This is a genomic window from Providencia sp. PROV175 (assembly GCF_032707045.1).
GTDB lineage: Bacteria > Pseudomonadota > Gammaproteobacteria > Enterobacterales > Enterobacteriaceae > Providencia > Providencia hangzhouensis.
The window spans coordinates 565836-585896 of record NZ_CP120533.1; the positions used below are offsets into that span (position 1 = coordinate 565836).

Here is a 20061-nt window from a genome sequence, read left to right on the forward strand (position 1 = left end):
GGATGAGCGTTAGGTTTACTCATAAAGCAAGAGAGCATATCCGCTCAATCAAGCTTTATTCTATGCGTCGTTGGGGAGTTAATGTTGCCGAAGCTTATGCCAACTCATTACGAGTAACAATGACAGACATACTTGCCCGACAGCCATCCCTTGGTCGTGATCGTAGTGAAGATTTGTATTTGGGCGTCTTTAGCTTCCCTGTTGAAAGCCATATTATTTATTATCGAAAAGCGCTTGAAGGCATTGAAGTGCTGGCGGTATTACATCATACACAGGATCCAAACTCTCATTTATAAAAATCTAGGTGGCAATAAGCTTTATTGTTAATTATTTAATATTATTAAAGAAAAAGACCATCAAAAATGTTCTGATGGTCTTTTTCTTGAAAAAATTAGTTTACTCAATATATTTGCGAAGCGCTTTGCAGTGATCAAGTTCTCGTATTGAAAATTTGAAACATAGATTTAATATCACTATGGGGCATTGGTGTAAGGTTGCACGCCTATTTTTTAGGAGGTCCATGGTTCGAATCCTGGATGCCAAAACTGTTTAATATATTAAAACTGTTTTGGCATCAGGATTTTATATAGTCTATAGGGGAGGGAACATTGACTGAAATAAGACGCAGGGTAGACTCCCTTTATGTCTGTGACCCATCCTCGTATATAGGTAAAATAAGGGAATATCACCGACAAAACTTCGAGCAGGTTGGCAATGGATTGCGTCATGTAGAAGGGCAGTTAAGAAAAGCCATAGCGTCTTCAGCGTATCAGAATATACAAGACGATGTTTTAACATTCACTCGTTTGTATTCAATGCTATTATCCGTATGGTGTGAAGCTAGATTGCATGTGCTTATTTATGAAGAAAGTGTCTTTACAGAACATGAACGTAGCATTATATACAACCAAAATAGTTTGGAACAAAGATGGTTAACTGCTCTTGCAATAGCGGTTAAAAAGAATGCAAATATTCAGTTTGAAGAAGATGCTAATGAAGATAGCTTAGGAATTATCCTTTTTACGATATATGAGCGAATAAAAACATGGATTAGTGGGCATTTAGCGCCTGTGATTAGAAATCGAAATAAAGTTGCTCATGGTCAATGGTTAAAACCTTTTCAGAATACTCAAGATGAGTGGGTAAATTCAACGTCATTTACTATCTGTCCCCAATCAATTCAAGATTTTAAAAAAGATAGTATTCTTTTTACTAATGAAAAAATGAAATTGCTTAACATCATTTGTGGCGCAATTAATAGCATAGCTATTGGTAGTGAGCATAAAAAATTTAATGTCCAAAACTTTGATGATATTAATCGCCTAGTGAATAAGCAAATAGATAAAATAGAACATATTGATTATTTGGCGTTTGTAAAAAGAACTCAAAAATCTTACAAAGAACAATTTGATAAAGCTATTTCTCATTCCACTGGTTAACTTATAAGATATAGGCCTTATCATGTAAGATATAGCCTATATTCTAATACTTGAGCTTACCCTTTCACACACACGACTTGGCGTAGGGTATGAACAATTTCTACCAGTGATGATTGCGCAGCCATTACAGCATCGATGTCTTTGTACGCCATCGGTATTTCGTCAATCACATCACTATCTTTTCGGCACTCAACATGGGCGGTCGCCATTTTTTGGTCGCTGACTGAGAAACGTTTTTTGGCCTCTGTTCGGCTCATTACACGGCCTGCACCGTGGCTACAGGAGCAAAAACTTTCTTCGTCACCTAAACCGCGCACGATAAAACTTTTGGCTCCCATAGACCCTGGAATGATCCCCATTTGGCCCTTTCGAGCCGACACGGCACCTTTTCGGGTTACCAGTACCTCTTCACCAAAGTGCTGCTCTTTTTGCACATAGTTATGATGGCAATTTACGGCTTCTTGCTCTGTGATAAACGGTTTTGGAATTTCGCGTGATAGTGCTTCCAGAACGCGGTGCATCATCACTTCACGGTTATGGCGAGCAAAGTCCTGCGCCCAACCTACCGCTTCCATATAGTCATTAAAATGCACGCTTCCTTCTTCGAAATACGCGAGGTCTCTATCCGGCAAATTGGCGATATGCTGTTGCATATCTTTTTGCGCTAATGTGATAAACAGATTACCAATCGCGTTTCCTACACCACGTGACCCGCTATGTAGCATTACCCACACGCGGTCTTGTTCATCCAAACACAGTTCAATAAAGTGGTTTCCCGTTCCCAATGTTCCTAAGTGGTTGTAATGATTGGTTCCACGCAGTTTTGGGTACTTATCACAGATACGTTTGAACTCTTCATCCAAGTGTGCCCAGTGGGTATCGACAATATCTGGTGTACGATGCCATGCCCCTTTATCACGTCCATGTCGATGTGTAGTTCGACCGTGCGGAACCGCCGACTCAATAGCAAAACGGATGTTTTGTAAGCTATCCGGCAAATCCGATGCGGTTAAGGACGTTCGCACGGCAATCATTCCACAACCAATATCCACGCCGACTGCCGCAGGAATAATGGCCCCTTTGGTTGGTATCACACTTCCAATCGTCGAACCTTTCCCAACGTGTACATCAGGCATTACCGCAAGGTGCTTAAAAATAAACGGCATTTTAGCGGTGTTTTGTAGTTGTGTTACCGCTTTCGGGTCTACAGGCACGCCGTTGGTCCACATTTTTACAGGCACACCATTTTCTTGAATTAATTGATTAAAGTTATTGTTATTCATTGTTATTCCTTAATTTTTACCAATCCGTTTAATACTTGATCTAATCCACCGTAAACGGAAATTTGGTCGATTCGATGTGCGATACTTTCTAAGGTCTCAAGTTCTTTTAAACGCAATGCAACCGGGTTGTTTTCCATTACTTTTGCGGTATTTAACAGTGAACGAGTCGCGGCAGTTTCTTCGCGGCGGCGGATCACGTTAGCTTGTGCCGATTTTTCGGCTTCAACGACTTGGGATAAAATAGTGCGCATATCTCCCGGCAAAATGATGTCTTTTACACCGATACTGTCAATTTCTAGGCCAAATTCAACCACGCATTGCGCGACTTGAGCTAACATCAGCTCATCGACTAATTGTTTGTTTTCTAATAGTTCATCTAAGGTTCGAGTCCCCACAATTTCTCGTATTGAAAACTGCAATTCACGATATAAATGCTCTACAGGCTGACTCAATTTTGAGAACGCCAGTAAAATATCGTGATAGCGCCAGTTGGCGCACAGGTTGATGCGTAATGTGACTTTGTCTTTGGTTAAAATCTCTTGTCCGCTAATTTCTAATGATTGTAAACGGGTGTCTATTATCTCAACTTCCGGTTTGTGGTTGATTTTCCAATAACCGTAAGTTCCCGGTTGTAATAAATCTTGTATCTCACCATCAATTTTTAACATACCGACATGCCATGCAGGTACTTGGCTAATCAAGACCAACTCATTGCCTTTAATGCGTTTTTTACCCATCAGACGTGCAACGAATGCAGAGTCAATAACGCTATTTTCTAGCGACTGCGGCTCCACTTTTAAATTATTGCCATTTTTCCAATACAACCGACGGGTCGCTGGTGGCAATATTTCTGTCAAACTATTGTGCAAGTAAATAAAACCAATCTCGTCATCAGTCAAAGCGATGTCAATACAGTGGTCATCAACCCAATCAGGGTGAAATTGGCGTAAGTGGTCTGCCAGTTTTTCATCAATAGGTTCGTTATCAAGTGTGAACAATGACACAGTCAATCGATTGAACCAATCGTTTAAATGGTGCTCACCCGCAGTCAGTAATTGTTTAAAATCCCCATTTTTTGAGGTTAGTGCGATTTGTCCTTGAGCGATATTTATTTTTTTCATTATTTTTCCTTTTTCAATATTTATCCGGCACTGAAGAAAAAAGCGAAGTGGTGAGGGGAAAAGTAGAGTGCCAAAATTGGCTGTCTAAATTTCTGCTCATCACTCGGCAAAGCTCTCGAGTGGCGGTTTTAAGCTTAACTTCTGCTTAGTTTTATACAGTTGGATTTGTATTTTTTTCAGGAGTCGAACCTGATAGCTAGGCTATTACCAAGGTATCTTCCTGACGGCGGCATACAGACCATGTAGTGGCTAAGCCACCATGTCTGCACCGGTTGAACTTGCAGTTCATACAATTTCCGGCAGTGGATGAATATAGTATTGCCAGAAGCGTGCCAACTTTTTTAAAAATGAAATAAATATTTTTACTGCATTGAAAAATAAGTAAAAAATAATATTAAGAGAAAAGTGGGTAACATTGGCATGGTAAATGGATTATGCTATTTATTATCTTTTTATATCGTAACTTATAAATTTATATAAATATTATGAGCAAGAAACGTAAGGTTGTGATTGGTGTATTGGGCACAGTACTTGATAGAAGAGGCAAAAAAGCCAATCGCTGGACAAAATGGCGCCCAACGGTTGGTCTTTGCCAACAGCCTGATTTGGATATTGGTCGTTTTGAATTACTGCATCAGGTGAATGACTATGGCATGGCGCACCGGGTGAAAGAGGATATTGAACAAGCTTCTCCCAATACGGAAGTGGTACTGCATGAGGTGGATATTGCTGACCCGTGGGATTTTGAAGAGGTTTATACCTCATTACTGGATTTTTCTTCGCATTATCAATTTGATACTGATAATGAAGAGTATCTTGTACATATCACTACGGGTACCCATGTGGTGCAAATCTGTTGGTTTTTATTAACGGAAGCTCATTATTTACCAGCCAAATTAATTCAAACTTCACCGAGCCAAAAAGGGCGAGAAAAAGACCCTATCGGCATTCATACCGTGATTGACCTTGATTTAAGCCGTTATACCCATATCACCAGCCGTTTCCAAACAGAGCAGCAACAGCAGGTTTCGTTTTTAAAATCGGGTATTGCCACCCGCAACGCGGCATTTAATACCATGATTGAGCAAATCGAACGCGTCGCACTACGCTCTAAAGCCCCAATTTTACTCAATGGGCCAACGGGGGCGGGGAAGTCTTTCTTAGCTCGGCGAATTTATCAACTACGTGAAAGTCGCCACCAAGTTAAAGGGCGCTTTGTGGAAGTAAACTGCGCTACCTTGCGTGGTGATAACGCTATGTCAACGCTGTTTGGCCATGTAAAAGGGGCATTCACAGGGGCAATCAACCCAAGGCGTGGGTTACTGAAAGAAGCGGATGGCGGTATTTTATTTCTCGATGAAATTGCGGAACTTGGGCTAGATGAGCAAGCAATGCTATTGAAAGCCATCGAAGAAAAAAGCTTTTTCCCTTATGGTTCAGATGAAGAAATTCACAGTGATTTTCAATTAATTGCAGGGACTCACCGTAATTTGGCGCAGCAAGTGGAGGAGGGCAAATTTCGTGAAGACCTATTTGCCCGTATCAATATGTGGACGTTTGCGTTACCGGGCTTGCGTGACCGCCGTGAAGACATCGAACCGAATATTGATTATGAATTAGCCAAATTTTGCCAAGAGCAACAAAGCCAAATTCGTTTTGATAGCGAAGCTCGCAATGTGTATGTGAAGTTTGCCTGTTCCTCTCTGGCCCTGTGGCGTGGCAATTTTCGTGAGTTGGGTGCATCCATTAGCCGGATGGCAACGTTTGCCGAACGCGGGCGTATTACTAAAGCGGTGGCCGAAGAAGAAATTGGCCGTTTGCAAGCCCAATGGCAGTCAAAATCAACCAATACATTACCAAAGCAAATTGGTGAAATTGATTTATTCGACCAGCAACAGCTGGCAACAGTGCTGGAAGTTTGTCGCCGTTCATCTACCCTTTCCGAAGCGGGGCGTGAGCTGTTTGCCGTTTCGCGGCAACATAAAAAACAGCCCAATGATGCAGATAGGCTGCGAAAGTATCTCGCTAAATTTGGGTTGGATTGGGATGGAGTGAAGGCGGATTTAATATCATGAATCTTTGTAATAAAAAGCCCCCGTGAGGGGGCTGATAGGATAAAAATAACAAGAAGTTAAACCTAATGACAATTAATACACTTTAACACACAGAACCCCAAAGTTACCGGCAGTATGTCCGCTTCCTGAGTACTTATGTGTTGGTATATGGTAGATGGTCATGTACTTGGTTATTGTCCAAATCCAGCCGTTTTCTGCTATTTGGTCTAGTTTTATGTTGTCGTTAATGGTTTTCTCTGGCCACTGGGTGAATAGCGAGATTTTACTATATTTTATATCTTCTGGACTGGCTATCTTTTGAGAATTAGTACAATACCCCATTGCATCATTCAAGTTCAATTTCGCCCCTGTGCTAAACCACTTATTCATGTTAAAGGTATATACCATATTCTTGCTATTCATACGCTTAGGTTTTCCAGTGATAGTGACTTTTGCACTGCGGGGGCTTTCCGGCTGTGTCTTCATAGTCACAACACCTTTTTCATTAATAGTTAGCCAATTTTGGTTAACCTCCCACTTATAGTCAGAAGCAAAACCTAGTGAAGGTTCAATGGCAAATTGCGCTCCAGTAAACCCAGTAGAAGGGAATCGATCATCAACTTGATAGGTTTCTTCAACACCTAATCGTGTAATTGACATTTTGCCGTAATTGACAATTTGAGTATATTTATCGCTCCCCTTATAATTAATTGAATCGCTGAATAATTTAATTTGAGCAATTTCTGCATCAGGAGCATTCATGTGCTCAGCTGTATATGTTCCTGCCGATATTTCTGTCATATCCTTCGATACTCGTCTATGGGTTGTGCTTGATATGACTTCTAATTTTGGTTTTTTCCCTGTAATCAAATGACCATTATCATCTTTAAGTACTAACTTTATCTCAGTGTTTTTGATAGCAGTTGTACTTGTTTCATCGTTACTTACAGTGAATGTGCTTTTCCCTGAGGCAAATACAGGTGCACCAGCTTCAATAGTAATCCTTTCAGAATTACTATTAGCCTTACCTACAATCGCTGAGATTATGTACTCTCCAGGTTTTGTAAAATGGAATGTTCCTTTATACTGGCGAGTGAAAGTGTCTTTTGTGATATCCCACTTCTCTTTAATTTCTGATGATTTTTGAGATTTATTATGTATTGCAATATCGTTTTCATTAACAAACACGTCATTACCATACTTATCCTTGGCTTTTAGCTCAAATTTAACATTTTCACCGATGTTGATATTAGTTTTAGCAAGGTTCAATTCAACGGATGCAACGTAATCAGGGTGACTGAATGGGGTAACTGATATCTGTGTGGTATCAGAAACGGCATTCACTTTTGCTGTCAGAGCATGTTGTGCTGTTTGAGTCAGTGATACAGTGGCACTATATTCCCCTTTCTTCTGTGTGTTTTCTTGCCATGCCGTTATTAGCACTGAACTTGGTTTTTGAGTATTAGTTAAGTTGATATCTGTTTCTTTTAATCCAGTGACGCCATTGTAATATTGGTCAGTTAATGTGAATGTTAACTTGAACTCTTGCCCTGGCTGAGTAGTTAATTTCCCTGAACTATCAGCGGTTATTGAAGATGTCATACTGATCTTAGCCACATGTTTAACACCTTTCGGGCTGTCAACCGTGATAGTGGTATCTGAAGAGTGTCCATTAACCTTGGCGGTTAGTGGATGTGCTTTGGCCTTAGTTAGCGCTAAGCTGGATGTGTACTTACCCTCATTGCCTTCAACCCAAGCTATTGGTATTAATGTATTTAAATGTTCCAGTGTGATATCAGAAATATTAACCGCAACAACGCCATTACCGAATTTATCTTTTAAGCTGAGTTGAAGCTCGGCGTCAGCATTAATTGCCACTGTTTTTGGTGCATTTAACTCTACTTTCGCGACATTTTTGGCACCTTCTTGCGGTTTTACATCAATTTCGATATTTTTTACCTGTTTATTTATCTCAACCGATAATGTGTGCTTTTTAACTTTCTCTAGCGTGACCTGAGCCGTATAGACATTATCGTTTGATGGTGTTTTTACCCACGATGCGTTAGTGGTAATTGTGCTGTCGGTATTTTTGAACATAATGTCTTTTGTCATGATACCGGTCACTTCATTACCGTAGCTATCGAGCATGGTTAGGTTTAATGTGGTATTTTCACCTGCTTTAATTGAGGTGTTATTTACGGTTAATTTGATCTCCTTAACATTGTTACCCCCTTTTAATGCTGTCACCGTGATAGCTGGCGTGGACTTTGAGATACTATTCACTGTCGCTGTTAATGTATGTTTACCGACTTTGGTTAATGGCAAGGTAGCCTTATACACACCTACCGATGCCATATGCCAAGCAATATTGCCGCTATCGATAATTTCTGCGGTATGGCTATCTTTTAATGCAATATCAGCCCCATTGACGCCAGTAACTAAATTGCCATATTGGTCTTTCAGTTCTAACGTTAATTCAACTTTTTTACCTGCATCAAATGTATTTGTATTTGTGGTCATTTTTGCGGATTTCACCACATCTTTCCCACTTGGATAGGTTGCTTCTACGGTTTGTATACGGCTTGGTTGGTGATTTACAGTGGCTTTAAACCGGTACTCACCGATTGTGTCTAACCGCTGTTTGGTGGTATATACGCCATCTTGTGGATTCACCCATGTAACGTTGGTTAGTTTTCCATTATTTGTTAACTGAATATCTTTAGTATTGATATCAACAACACCATTATTAACGCTATCCGTTAAGGTTAATGTTAATTGCACTTCTTTACCCGCCTCAATAGTACCTTCATGGGTTTCAAGAGTGGTTTTATGGACATTATTTGCACCTTTAGCAGGGGTAACGGTTAACTCAAGCTTATCGCTTAGTAGTTTATCTACCACCACTTGAATAGATTGCTTACGTAGCTTGTTCATGGTGAGTTCTTGGGTATATAGCCCACCGCTTAGCTCTTTCCATGCAGAGGTTGAATGTAAATCAGTTAATAATTTCAATGAACTCGTCGCACCGGTTAGTTTGTTATCAAACTTATCTTTTAGCCCGACAGTTAGAGTGACTTTATCACCTGAGTTTACCATGTGATTTTTCGCGCTGTGGGTAATAGAAATTGTCTCTAATGAGCCTCGTAAGCCATCTTTATCATAAGAAATGATTGGGATTGCGATAGGAGGGTTGACAACCCACTCGGCAGTTTCTGTTTGTCCGTTGATTTCTACTTTGATTTTGTAACGGCCTGCTTTGGCGGCAGGGAGCTGAGCGGTATATTTATGTAATCCATTCTTTTCCATAAATATTATGTTTTGTTTTTGCCCATTAATTGTCACAGAGATATCGCTATTGCTGACATTTTTAACTGGGTTTTTATATTGGTCAGTTAAGCCAATAGATAGTGATGATGGTTGCCCTGCATCACTGTTGGCTATTGGTGAAATGGTAATTGTCTTCACGGCATTGTTACCTGATGGTGAATTGACAGTGACATTGGTTGTATCTGTAAATTGACCAATACTAGCTACCAGACGGTGTGTTCTAACGTCATGGAGCATGATGTTAGTGCTGTAGATACCTAAGCCATGGTTATCTTCATCCCAGACAGCGGATATTTTATTATTACTGTCAGTGAGTGTGATCGTATTATTATTGAGGTGAATAACAGGGTTGTTATCCCTATCAGTGACTTTTAACGATAACATGACGTTACCGCCTGCGGTAATGGTGCTTAAGTTTGTTGTTAGCTGAACCTTATTGATCTGGCTTTGGTTAGTCGATGGGTGGGCGTTAATCAATACATTTTTACTTTGTATTAGGTTAACCGTTGCTTTTAGGGAGTGAACTCCTGCAATTGCGACCGTTGTTGACGCAGTATAGGTTCCATTCCCTTTCGATAGCCAATTTAAACCTGTGAGGTTTTTCTTAATATGCGCATCATTTATGGTGATATCTTTAGCCGTGACCCCTTCAACGCCATTACCCCATTGGTCTGCTAATATTAGTGTCAGCTCTGTTTTACTGCCTACAGTCAGTTGATTTGTGCTGGCTTTGAGCTCAACAGTTTTCACTTGTGTTGGGTCAGTTAGTGCGCCGACATGAATCACGATTGGGGCGTTGGCTTGGTGATTAACTTGGCTAACAAAGGTGTTTTTCCCTTGTTGATGTAATGGGAGCGTGGTGGTGTAAATACCTGCCCCTTTCTCTAACCAGGCCAGCTTAGGAACAAGCACATGATTATGCTCTAATTGAATGTCGTTGGTTTGTACCTTTTCAACACCATTGCCATGACTATCAGTTAATGTTAATTGCAATTCGGCAGTTTCACCTACCCTAAACGTTTTGTTGGTCGCCTTTAATACCACATTGTTGACAGCAGATTTACCCTGCGGTGCCTTCACATCGATAACCTGTGATTGGCTAATGCCATTGGCTGTGACTTTTAAGGTGTCAGTGCCTAGCTTGCTTAATAATAAGTCAGCGGTATAAGTACCATCCGCATTGTCTTTCCATATGACAGAACCTGATTGTTGGTGAATGATAGCGAGACTGTTGCTGGAGACTTCTTTTAACCCATTACCAAAGGCATCTTTCAACATGATGGTGAGTGTGACTTTATTGCCAGCTTTGAGGTTAGCGGTTGGCGCAACGATAAACTGCACCTCATTGACGACTTTGTGTTGGCCTTTTTTCCCACCACCATCGCTAGCCGCAGCCGCAATTGGTGCAGGATTGCTAACATCAAATGGTTTTTTGTTTGATACAGCATTCGTTGTAGGGATAGACACCACAATATTGTGTTGACCGCTTTGTTGACCGGGTAATGTTCCAACGTAATTACCGCTAGGGGCTTGGCCCACTGACATGGAAAATGGCTTTTGCTGATCGATGATAACGGACAAACTGGTGATATTGGATACTGGGTGTCCATTTTTGTCAGTCAAAGAGACGATGACTGTACTATCAGCTCCTGCAGCTACCGGTAAAATGTGGATAACGTCCACGTTTTTGACCTCATTGGCCCCTTTACTGTTTATCACCTCAATATCGACAGTTTGGCTGCTAATGTTGTTTACAGTCGCTGTTAACGTATCTTTCCCAATTGTTTTTAAAGCCAAATCCGCGGTATAGGTGCCATTTTTGTTATCAACCCAAGTCACCTGACCTGTTTGGTTATGTGTTAATGTGATGTTTTTAACCTCAATACTGCTAAGAGAGTTATCAAACGCATCTTTCAAGGTTAGTGTCAGTTTCGTGGTATCACCTGATTTAAAGCTTGATTGGGTTGTCGCCAGTTCAACAGTACTAACCACACCCGCTTGGCCTTGGACACCGGAACCATCAGCTTTTGTTGCTTGAATCGCTTTGGCGGCAGTCACCTGCCAAGTTTGTTGCGCTTTTTGCTTATTGGCAGCCACTTTAACCAGATAGTTTCCTGTTTTTGCGCAGGTAAAGTGGCGATATAAGTGCCTTTATCTGTTTGAGAGCCAACAAATGTTAAGTTGAGTGGTTTATCATTAAGGGTGACTTTAATGTCATCTGCAATGTGTGTTACACCATGGCCATTGCCATCAACGGCTTGTACGCTCATGGCTCGCTCTGAACCGGCTGCCGATGGGGGGATAGCGGCCATGACCAGTTGATTAACTTGCTTGATATCGGTGGGATTTGTCACGGTGATATTTGCCGCTGAACTATTTATGCCATTAACGATGGCGGTGAATGCATCATTTCCCAATACTTTTAATGGTAAGGTCGTTGTGTATTGACCATTGTTATGATCGACCCAAGTCACATGACCAGTTTGTTTGTGCATTAGAGTGATGTGGTTACTAGAGACACCTTTTAGTGGGTTATTAAAACGGTCTTTTAAGGTAACTGTGAGTGGTAAATTGTCGCCTGATACGGCGCTTGTTGTCGCCGTTGTCAGTTCAACTTGGCTAACGACACCGCGCTGGCCTTTTTGCCCACTCCCATTTGGGCTTGCAGTGACCGTATCAGGTTTTGTCACTGTGAGTGTTTTTGCCGTGGATGGTTTATTATTGGCAGTGATAACGACACTATAAACCCCACTTTGTTGTCCCGGTAATTTCCCTGTGTAAATGCCATCCGTTTGTTGAGTAACGGCAATATTTAGTGGTTGTTGTTTCGCAATATTCACAGTGACCTCAGTGATCCCCATGACTGTGAGGCTGTTTATATCGGTCAATGATACTGCAAAGTGGCTTTCGGCACCGGCTTGCGGGCTGGCGATATTAACAATATCAACTTGATGGATACGGCCATTGCCAATCGCTTTTTCAACATTAATACCAACTGGCGCACTTTTTATCTGGTTAACTGTCGCTGCTAAATAATCTTTACCCAATGTCGTTAATAGTAAATCAGCGGCATAAGTGCCATTTTTGTTATCAACCCAAGTCACTTTACCGGTTTGGTTATGCGCTAATGTGATGTTTTTAACATCAATGTCGCTAAGAGGGTTATCAAACGCATCTTTCAAGGTTAGTGTCAGTTTCGTGGTATCACCTGATTTAAAGCTTGATTGGGTTGTCGCCAGTTCAACAGTACTAACCACACCCGCTTGGCCTTGGATACCTGAACCATCAGCTTTTGTTGCTTGAATCGCTTTGGCGGCAGTAACTTGCCAAGTTTGTTGCGTTTTTTGCTTGTTGGCCGTCACTTTAACCAGATAATTTCCTGTTTTTTGCGCAGGTAAAGTGGCGGTATAAGCCCCCTTATCCGTTTTCGATTCAACAAATATTAAGTTGAGTGGCTTGCCATTGAGGGTAACTTTGATGTCATCCGCAATGTGTGTCACACCATGGCCATTGGCATTAATAGCTTGTACGCTCACGGTTTGTTCTGAACCGGCTGCCGATGGGGCGATAGTGGCCATAACCAGTTGATTAACTTGCTTGATATCGGTGGGATTTGTCACGGAGATATTTGCCGATGAACTATTGATGCCATTAACGGTGGCGATGAATGCATCATTTCCCAATATCTTTAATGGTAAAGTAGCGGTGTATTGGCCATTGTTATGATCAGTCCAAGTCACATGACCGATTTGTTTGTGCATTAGAGTGATGTGGTTACTGGAGACGCCTTTTAGTGGGTTATTAAAACGGTCTTTTAAGGTCACCGTGAGTGGTAAATTGTCGCCTGATACGGCGCTTGTTGTTGCCATTTTCAGTTCAATCTGGCTAACGACACCGCACTGGCCTTTTTTCCCACCCCCATTTGGGCTTGCAGTGACCGTATCAGGTTTTGCCACGACGAAGGTTTTCTTGGCTGAATTTTGCTTATTGACGCTAGCAATCAGGTCGTAAGGACCACTTTGTTGCCCCGGTAATTTCCCCGTGTAGTGGCCATCTGCTTGTTGAGTGATGGCAATATTTAATGGTTGTTGTTTACCAATGGTGACCTCAAGGTTTTGGATACCGTCGATCGTGTTACCTTGAGCATCAGTTAATACAGCCGTGAAGGCACTTTCGGCTCCTGCGGTTGGATTGGTGATATCACTGATATCAATTTTATGGATAGCGTTATTGCCTAACTGCGGTTTGACATCAATAACCATGGTTGGGCTTTGTATATTATCTGCTGTGATAAATAAGTGATCTTGCCCCAATTGTGTTAAGACTAAGTTGGCGGTATAGGTTCCATCTTTTTGTGCTATCCAAGTGACGTTACCTGCTTGCTTATGGGTCAGTGATTGTGCGAGATCTACGCCCGTTAATGGGTTACCAAAGGCATCTTCCAATGTTACCGTGAGCGTTAACGTATCGCCAGATTTTAAGTTTTTGTTTGGTAAAACGGTAAGTTTTGCACGACTAACAATACCGCGGGTATTTGATTTACCCCCTGGATTACTGGCAATTGGAGAAGGAGCACTAACAGTTAAAGTTGATTCTGTGGATTTTATGCCACCAACAGTGACGATGACTTTATGGTCTCCTGATTTTTGGCCAGAAAGAGTACTGGTATAAGTCCCTTTGTTGACGGTTTCAGTGATCTTAAGCAACGCTTCAGCACCATCGATAGAGACGACAGCGTTATTATCAATTCCTGTAATAGGTTGGTCATTGGCATCAGTGATTAATAGTGTGATGGAACTCGTTTCACCCGCAGCGGGTTTAGCGATGTCTTTGATTTTAACTTGCTTGATTTGCGAGGTTCCAATAGCACTTCCCACGTTAATATTCAGTGGGGAAGTGGTTATTTTGTTCACTTTCACGGTTAAAGTGTCTCGCCCAATTTTGGTGAGAGGCAAAAGAGCCGTATAGTTGCCGTTGCGGAGGTCTATCCAAGTCACAGAGCGACTGCTAGGTTGTCGATGATTTAACTGAATACTCGCGCCACTGACGCCTTCAAGAGCGTTACCAAACCCATCTTTAAGGGTTACGGTTAATTGTAATAATTGGCCTGATTTCAGGTCATTAGCTGATGATGAGGCTAAAGCCACGGTATTAACGACACCACGTTGATTTTTTGTACCACTCCCATCTTTTTCTTTTACAGCGATGATCGCGGCAGTTTTAACTGTCCAAAGCTTTGATACGGTTTTATTGTTAGCTGTTGCTTTAACCGTATATTTACCCATGTTTTTTGCGGGTAATGTTCCTGTGTAAATACCGGCTTGGGTGAGTGATTCTGTTAAAATAATGGATGTTGACTGGCCGTCGATATTTGCTGTTATCATACTGCTAATCATGGTGACGGGGTGCTGATATCTATCGGTGACTTTCACTGTGATAGTTTGGTTTTCACCTGCTTCACTCGGGGAGATTGGCTCCAGCTCGATATTTGCAACTTTATTGATATCAGCTGTATTACTTACTGTAATGGAAATTAATTGTGACTTATAACCGTTAATAGATGCTAATAAATCATTAGAACCTGTTTGGGTTAATAGCAACGGAGTGGTGTAAGTGCCATTCCCATTATCTAACCACTTCAGCGAACTCGTTGTATATCCATCTAGAATGATATTACTGGTGTCGATGGCCGTTAACGGATTATTAAATGCATCAACGATGGTTACGGTAATAGCCAATTTGTCACCTGATTGCAGACGAGTAGTATCCCCTGTTGTCATGGTAATGTTATTGATAACGCCTCGTTCACCTCGATTACCCATTCCACTTGAGTTGTTCGAACGAATTGGGGCTGGTTTTTTCACCTCTAAAGTGTTTTTAGCGGAGCTTTGGCCGTTTACCGTGGCAGTAATTTTATGATCACCCGCTTGCAGCGCTGGCAGCGTGATTTCATAAATACCTGATTTCCCTTCTTTTACGGGCAGGGTGTGCTGGAAGCCATCAATCTCAATAACCATTTCGTGTTCACCGACCACCGGGTTGCCGTGGTTATCGGTTAATTGAACGGTCAATGTACTGGTTGAACCTGCGGTGGGTTTTTCTGTTTGAATGATGCCAATTTTACTGACTTTGTTTTTCCCTTTGGCTGGGTTAACTTGAATCGATTTGACGGCAGTTTTATGGACGTTAATTGATGTGGTTAAGTCTTTCGACCCCATTTCAGTTAATGTGAGAGTCGCGGTATAAGAACCATCGCCATTATCCGTCCAAACTGGCTTGCCGTTATATCCGTCAAGGGTAATGTTATTGGTATTCAGCTCGGTCAAGCCGTTACCAAAGGCATCGGTGATGTACACAGTGAGCTCAAGCTGGTCGCCAGATTGTAAGCTGTGGGTATCGCCTGTTGTCATGGCAATATTATCGACAACGCCTTTTTCTCCTTTGGTTCCTGTTCCGTCTGGTTTTTTCGACTTAATGGGTGTTGGAGTGTTAACGACTAAAGTTGTGTCAGTCGAGTTTTTACCATTCACATTTACGCTAATGCTGTGATTACCTGCTTGCAGTGCTGGCAATGTGACTTCATAACCACCTGATTTTCCTTCTTTTGCTGGAAGCTTATGAGGTTGTCCATCAATATTGACGGTAATTTCAATTTCACCGACCACTGGGTTACCATGTTTATCAGTGAATTCAATAGTTACAAGGCTATTTGCGCCGGCTGCTGGCTTTTCTGTTTTGGTGATTTTTACCTTATCAACGTGGGCTGTCCCTGAGGCGTTATTAACCTGAACTTCTGTGTGTGGGCTACGAGTACCATTGATGGAGGTAGTTAAATCATTGCTACCAACGTCGGTTAAGGTCAAGGTAGTGGTATAAGAGCCATCGCCATTATCTACCCAGTTTAAGGTATTTCCTTTGTGTTTACCGATATCGATGTTATCGGTATTTAAGCCAGCTAAGCCGTTACCAAAGGCATCAGTTACCGCTACCGTGATTTCAAGAGGATTACCCGACTCAAAACGGTGAGTGTGATCAAGTGTGATTGCTACTTTATCAATAACGCCTTTCTCACCTTGTTGACCCATACCGTTCGAACTGTTAGGAAAAATCGGTTTTGGCTGCTCAACCAGTAGGCTTTCTTTGATTGATGCAATGCCATTTACACTTGCATGAATATCATGTTTACCTGCTTGCAGCGCAGGCAGTGTGACTTCATATATACCCGGTTTTCCTTCTTTTGCGGGGAGAGTGTGTGGTTTGTTATCAATATTAACGATAAGCTCAGTTTCACCGACGACCGAGTTATCGTTTTTATCCATTAGTTGAACGGTCAGGATGCTACTTGAACCTGCGGCAGGTTTTTCTGTTTTGATGATCTTAACTTTGCTGACCTTATCTTTCCCTTTTGCATTGCTAACTTGGACTTGTTTTTGTGGGCTCTTAGAGCCATTAATGGAAACGGTGAGGTCATTATTGCCGACGTCGGTTAGTGGTATGATAGTGGTGTAAGAGCCATCACCGTTGTCAACCCATACCAAGGTATCGCCTTTGTGTTTACCAATATTGATATTATTGGTGTCTAGGCCTGATAAGCCGTTGTCAAAGGCATCAGTAATGGATACGACGACCTCAAGTTTATCGTCAGATTGCAGATGGCTAGCATCGCCTGTCGTGATAACGATATTATCGATAACACCTAATTCTCCTTTTGGCCCCGCACCACTTGGGCCTTTAGGTTTAACAGGTCGTGGTTTATCAACAATAAGCGGCTCTTTTGGTGATTCTTCCCCGTTAACGATAACAGAAACTATATGGTTGCCTGCAAGTTGGCCTGGAATAATGACGTCATATATACCTGGGGATGTTTCTGTTATCGGTAAAGTGTGTGGCTGACCATTTATATTGGCAATAGCTTCAGTTTCACCAACAACGTGATTGCCATGTTTGTCGGTTAACTCTATCGTCACAATACTATCTGTGCCTGCCGCTGGTTTTTCTGTTTTGGTGATTTTCACTTTATCAACGTGAATAGTTCCGCTGGCATTATTGACGAGAACGTCAATTTTCGGGCTAGTCGTGCCATTGATGGAAGCCGTTAAATCAGTGTTGCCGACTTTACTTAATGGCAAGGTAGTGGTGTAAGAACCATCGCCATTATCCGTCCATGCCAGCGTGTCACCTTTGTGCTTGCCGATATCAATATTATCGGTATTTAAGCCTGATAACCCATTACCAAAGGCATCGGTGATAGTCACTATAACATCAAGGGTATCCCCTGATTGTAAACCATGGGTTTTGCTTGGAGTGATGATAATGCTATCAATAACGCCTTTTTCCCCTTTTTGGCCTGTCCCGTTCGTATTGTTTGGTGAAATCGGTTTTGGCTGCTCAACAATCAATGTTTCCGGTGAGGATGTTTGCCCATCAACCGTGACGGTGATACTTGGCGAGCCCGTATGTTGCCCAGGTAATTTTCCGTTGTAGATCCCACTACCGGGACGGTTTTCAGTGATGGTAATTGGAGTTGGTTTTCCATCGATATTGACCGTCACCGTACCATCAGCTCCAGATACGGCATTGCCGTGCATATCGGTTAATGAAATGGTGATGTTGCTGCTTGTGCCCGCAGCGGCTTGTTCAAGGTCTATAATCGTGACATGGGCTAATTGGCCGAATACAAAATGGGTTTCTACCGTGACACTTTGCTCATTCAGTGCTGCTGTTATTTTGACCGGCCCTGCAACTTGGCTTTTTACCTCGACATCAGTATTGCCTTGTTCATCGGTTGGGCTCAACTGTTTGGCTGTTGCATTTTTTGCCTCAAGTTGCAGCACTGCTCCTTTAATGGGATGTGCATTATTATCAGTAACATGGAATTGAATTTTATTTTTAGATTTACCATCGGCAATCGCATTATCACTAAGAACATTGAAATGATTAATATGTGCTTGGTGCGTATCGGCAATAAAGAAAAAAGCGATATCAATAGGAGCGCCGCCATTTGGCACTGCTTGAACTCGGTGTTCCCCCGTGACCAGTGACGTGAATTGAATGGACGCTTCGCCTTTTATATTGGTGGTAACTTGATATTTCTGTTTATCAGTTGATTTTGCCGCCTGCATTTTTTTGAATAAATTGCTAAATGCCATTCTTGAAGAAGTGGCTTTTGGCGTGATGAGCTTTAGTTCTGCTGGGAGAATAAATGTCACTGTTGAGTCTGGCGCGATATTATTTAAACTATCTCTGGCCGTAATCGTTAATGTATTAATATCTTGGCCGTTAGCAACAGCATTTCCTTGCTTGATAACCTCATTTGGGTTAATTGATAATACGCCGGAGTTTGTAACTTCAACCAAAGTTGTGGCCTGTGGTGAAATATTTCCTTTGCTGTCAGAGGCTGTTACCGTGAATCGGTAAAGGTTGATTTTCTTCCTTTCTTGTTCGGTCATTGCCACTTTATAAGACGGCAATTTGACTCTTGTAGACGCACCGTCGAGGATTATTTCGCCCCCAGCGGCTAAAAATTCAGGTGCTTGTACGGCTAATTGATCTAACGGATATTTGGTATTGAGGGTATTAATTAAAGGTAATAATTCCCCTGTTTTCCCTTGGATTATTGAGGGTAATGATAGGGTTATCAGGGTGTTCTTTTGGTATTCTAGTACGATATTGTTATTACGATTCACAAAATCATAGCGACCGCCCATTAAACGACGAGCATCACCCACTTTACTTGGGTCAAGCTGTTCTGCGAGGCTCTTACCCATCGCCCAAGTGAACTGGACTTTGGCATTAGTTTCACTTAATCCACCACTGATTTTTTGTTCTGCGCTTAAAGTTACCAGTGAGAATGGAGTCCAGTTTATGCCAACCGTTGTGGCAAGAGGGTCTTTCTGGCGCTTATCTTTGCCAAATAGGGCGACATCGTCGCCAAAATACTGCTCAAATTTAAGGTTTCCGCCAATATTTGGGTAAGAAGGCAACCAGCCCTCAGCGTGTAAATCCCATCCATTAGCCGGGCGGGCATTGTAGTCATTCTTTAATTCAGGAGCGCTACGCCATGCTGATGTACGTAAATAAGTATTGGCACTCAGTTTTAAAAAATCTTGAGCGTACTCTGCCCCGAAACCTAGGCGAGAGTGGTAGCGAGATAAGTCGTGATCAAAAAAGGCATTGACGCCCATCATGCTCTCTGAGGTAAAGCGACGAACCCCAATACCATTATTGGTTTGTAATCGGCCATCAGTACGGTGAATGTTATGTTGGGTAAACAATAATAAATCTGTACTGTCATACCAAGGAATTAACCAATCTAATTGGGTATTTTTAATGGTTAATTTTTTATCTACGTCAACACTGAATTTGGCATTACCGGTTTTGGATAACCAACGATTTATCTCATCTGTTGCCGTATTTGTGGCTTTACTGCGAGCGAAGTCTTGTGCCATATCAGCAAGATCTGCCGCTTTTTTCTTACCAGAGATAAAACGCGCAGCACTTTGGCTATATTCAGCAACCAGTTTCTCTGTTTTATCATCATCGGTTAGTACGGGGTCACTTCCCAGAGTAGGTAGGTCATCAGGTGTGAGCGTTTTTGCATAGCTTGGCATAACCGGCATGACGGCTGATGACCATATTGCAGTAAAGAGGACAAAGCCATTTGAGATTTGATGTCTCAATGTTGGTTTTGTGGTTGACGTAGCGGGGTTCATTCAATTCATTCCTAGTTTCAATATTAACTTGGCTATTGTTGAATGCTTATAGTGGTAAGAGCTTGTGAATTAGTTTGACTTAAAAAGAAGCGGAATTTACAAGGTGGAAAAACGCGGAATGGGCG

7 protein-coding genes are annotated in these 20061 nt (G+C 41.9%); 3 read left to right on the forward strand and 4 right to left on the reverse strand.

Going from position 1 to position 20061, the window contains the following annotated elements; translation table 11 throughout:
* Positions 1-2: 2 nt before the first annotated feature.
* Together P3L44_RS02440 and P3L44_RS02445 are read left to right on the forward strand one after the other, a co-directional pair.
* On the forward strand, positions 3-296 hold the full coding sequence (locus tag P3L44_RS02440) for a type II toxin-antitoxin system RelE/ParE family toxin (protein ID WP_110592490.1): 294 nt from the start codon (positions 3-5) through the stop codon (positions 294-296).
* A gap of 312 nt (positions 297-608) precedes the next feature.
* Positions 609-1439 carry a hypothetical protein gene (locus P3L44_RS02445; RefSeq protein ID WP_140172621.1) on the forward strand — a complete coding sequence of 277 codons (831 nt, stop codon included), beginning with the start codon at positions 609-611 and terminating at the stop codon, positions 1437-1439.
* 56 nt (positions 1440-1495) lie between these two features.
* Here the strand turns inward: P3L44_RS02445 and P3L44_RS02450 are convergent, their stop codons facing one another.
* Both P3L44_RS02450 and P3L44_RS02455 read right to left on the reverse strand, forming a co-directional pair.
* The gene (locus P3L44_RS02450) at positions 1496-2722 is read right to left on the reverse strand and encodes an RtcB family protein (RefSeq protein ID WP_004260976.1); all 1227 of its coding nucleotides are present in this window, start codon (positions 2720-2722) and stop codon (positions 1496-1498) included.
* 2 nt (positions 2723-2724) lie between these two features.
* Complete coding sequence (locus tag P3L44_RS02455; protein ID WP_272661975.1) at positions 2725-3843, reverse strand: slipin family protein; 1119 nt, start codon at positions 3841-3843, stop codon at positions 2725-2727.
* Positions 3844-4328: 485 nt separating this feature from the next.
* On the opposite strand from P3L44_RS02455, the gene rtcR reads away from it, so the two are divergent.
* Positions 4329-5918 (forward strand): RNA repair transcriptional activator RtcR, encoded by a 1590-nt coding sequence (rtcR, locus tag P3L44_RS02460; RefSeq protein ID WP_140172623.1) that lies wholly within the window; start codon positions 4329-4331, stop codon positions 5916-5918.
* 72 nt (positions 5919-5990) lie between these two features.
* Here the strand turns inward: rtcR and P3L44_RS02465 are convergent, their stop codons facing one another.
* Both P3L44_RS02465 and P3L44_RS02470 read right to left on the reverse strand, forming a co-directional pair.
* Positions 5991-11321 (reverse strand): invasin domain 3-containing protein, encoded by a 5331-nt coding sequence (locus tag P3L44_RS02465; RefSeq protein WP_272661974.1) that lies wholly within the window; start codon positions 11319-11321, stop codon positions 5991-5993.
* Positions 11279-19936 carry an invasin domain 3-containing protein gene (locus P3L44_RS02470; RefSeq protein WP_272661972.1) on the reverse strand — a complete coding sequence of 2886 codons (8658 nt, stop codon included), beginning with the start codon at positions 19934-19936 and terminating at the stop codon, positions 11279-11281. The genes P3L44_RS02465 and P3L44_RS02470 overlap by 43 nt, the downstream gene beginning before the upstream one ends.
* Between the last annotated feature and the right edge of the window lie 125 nt (positions 19937-20061).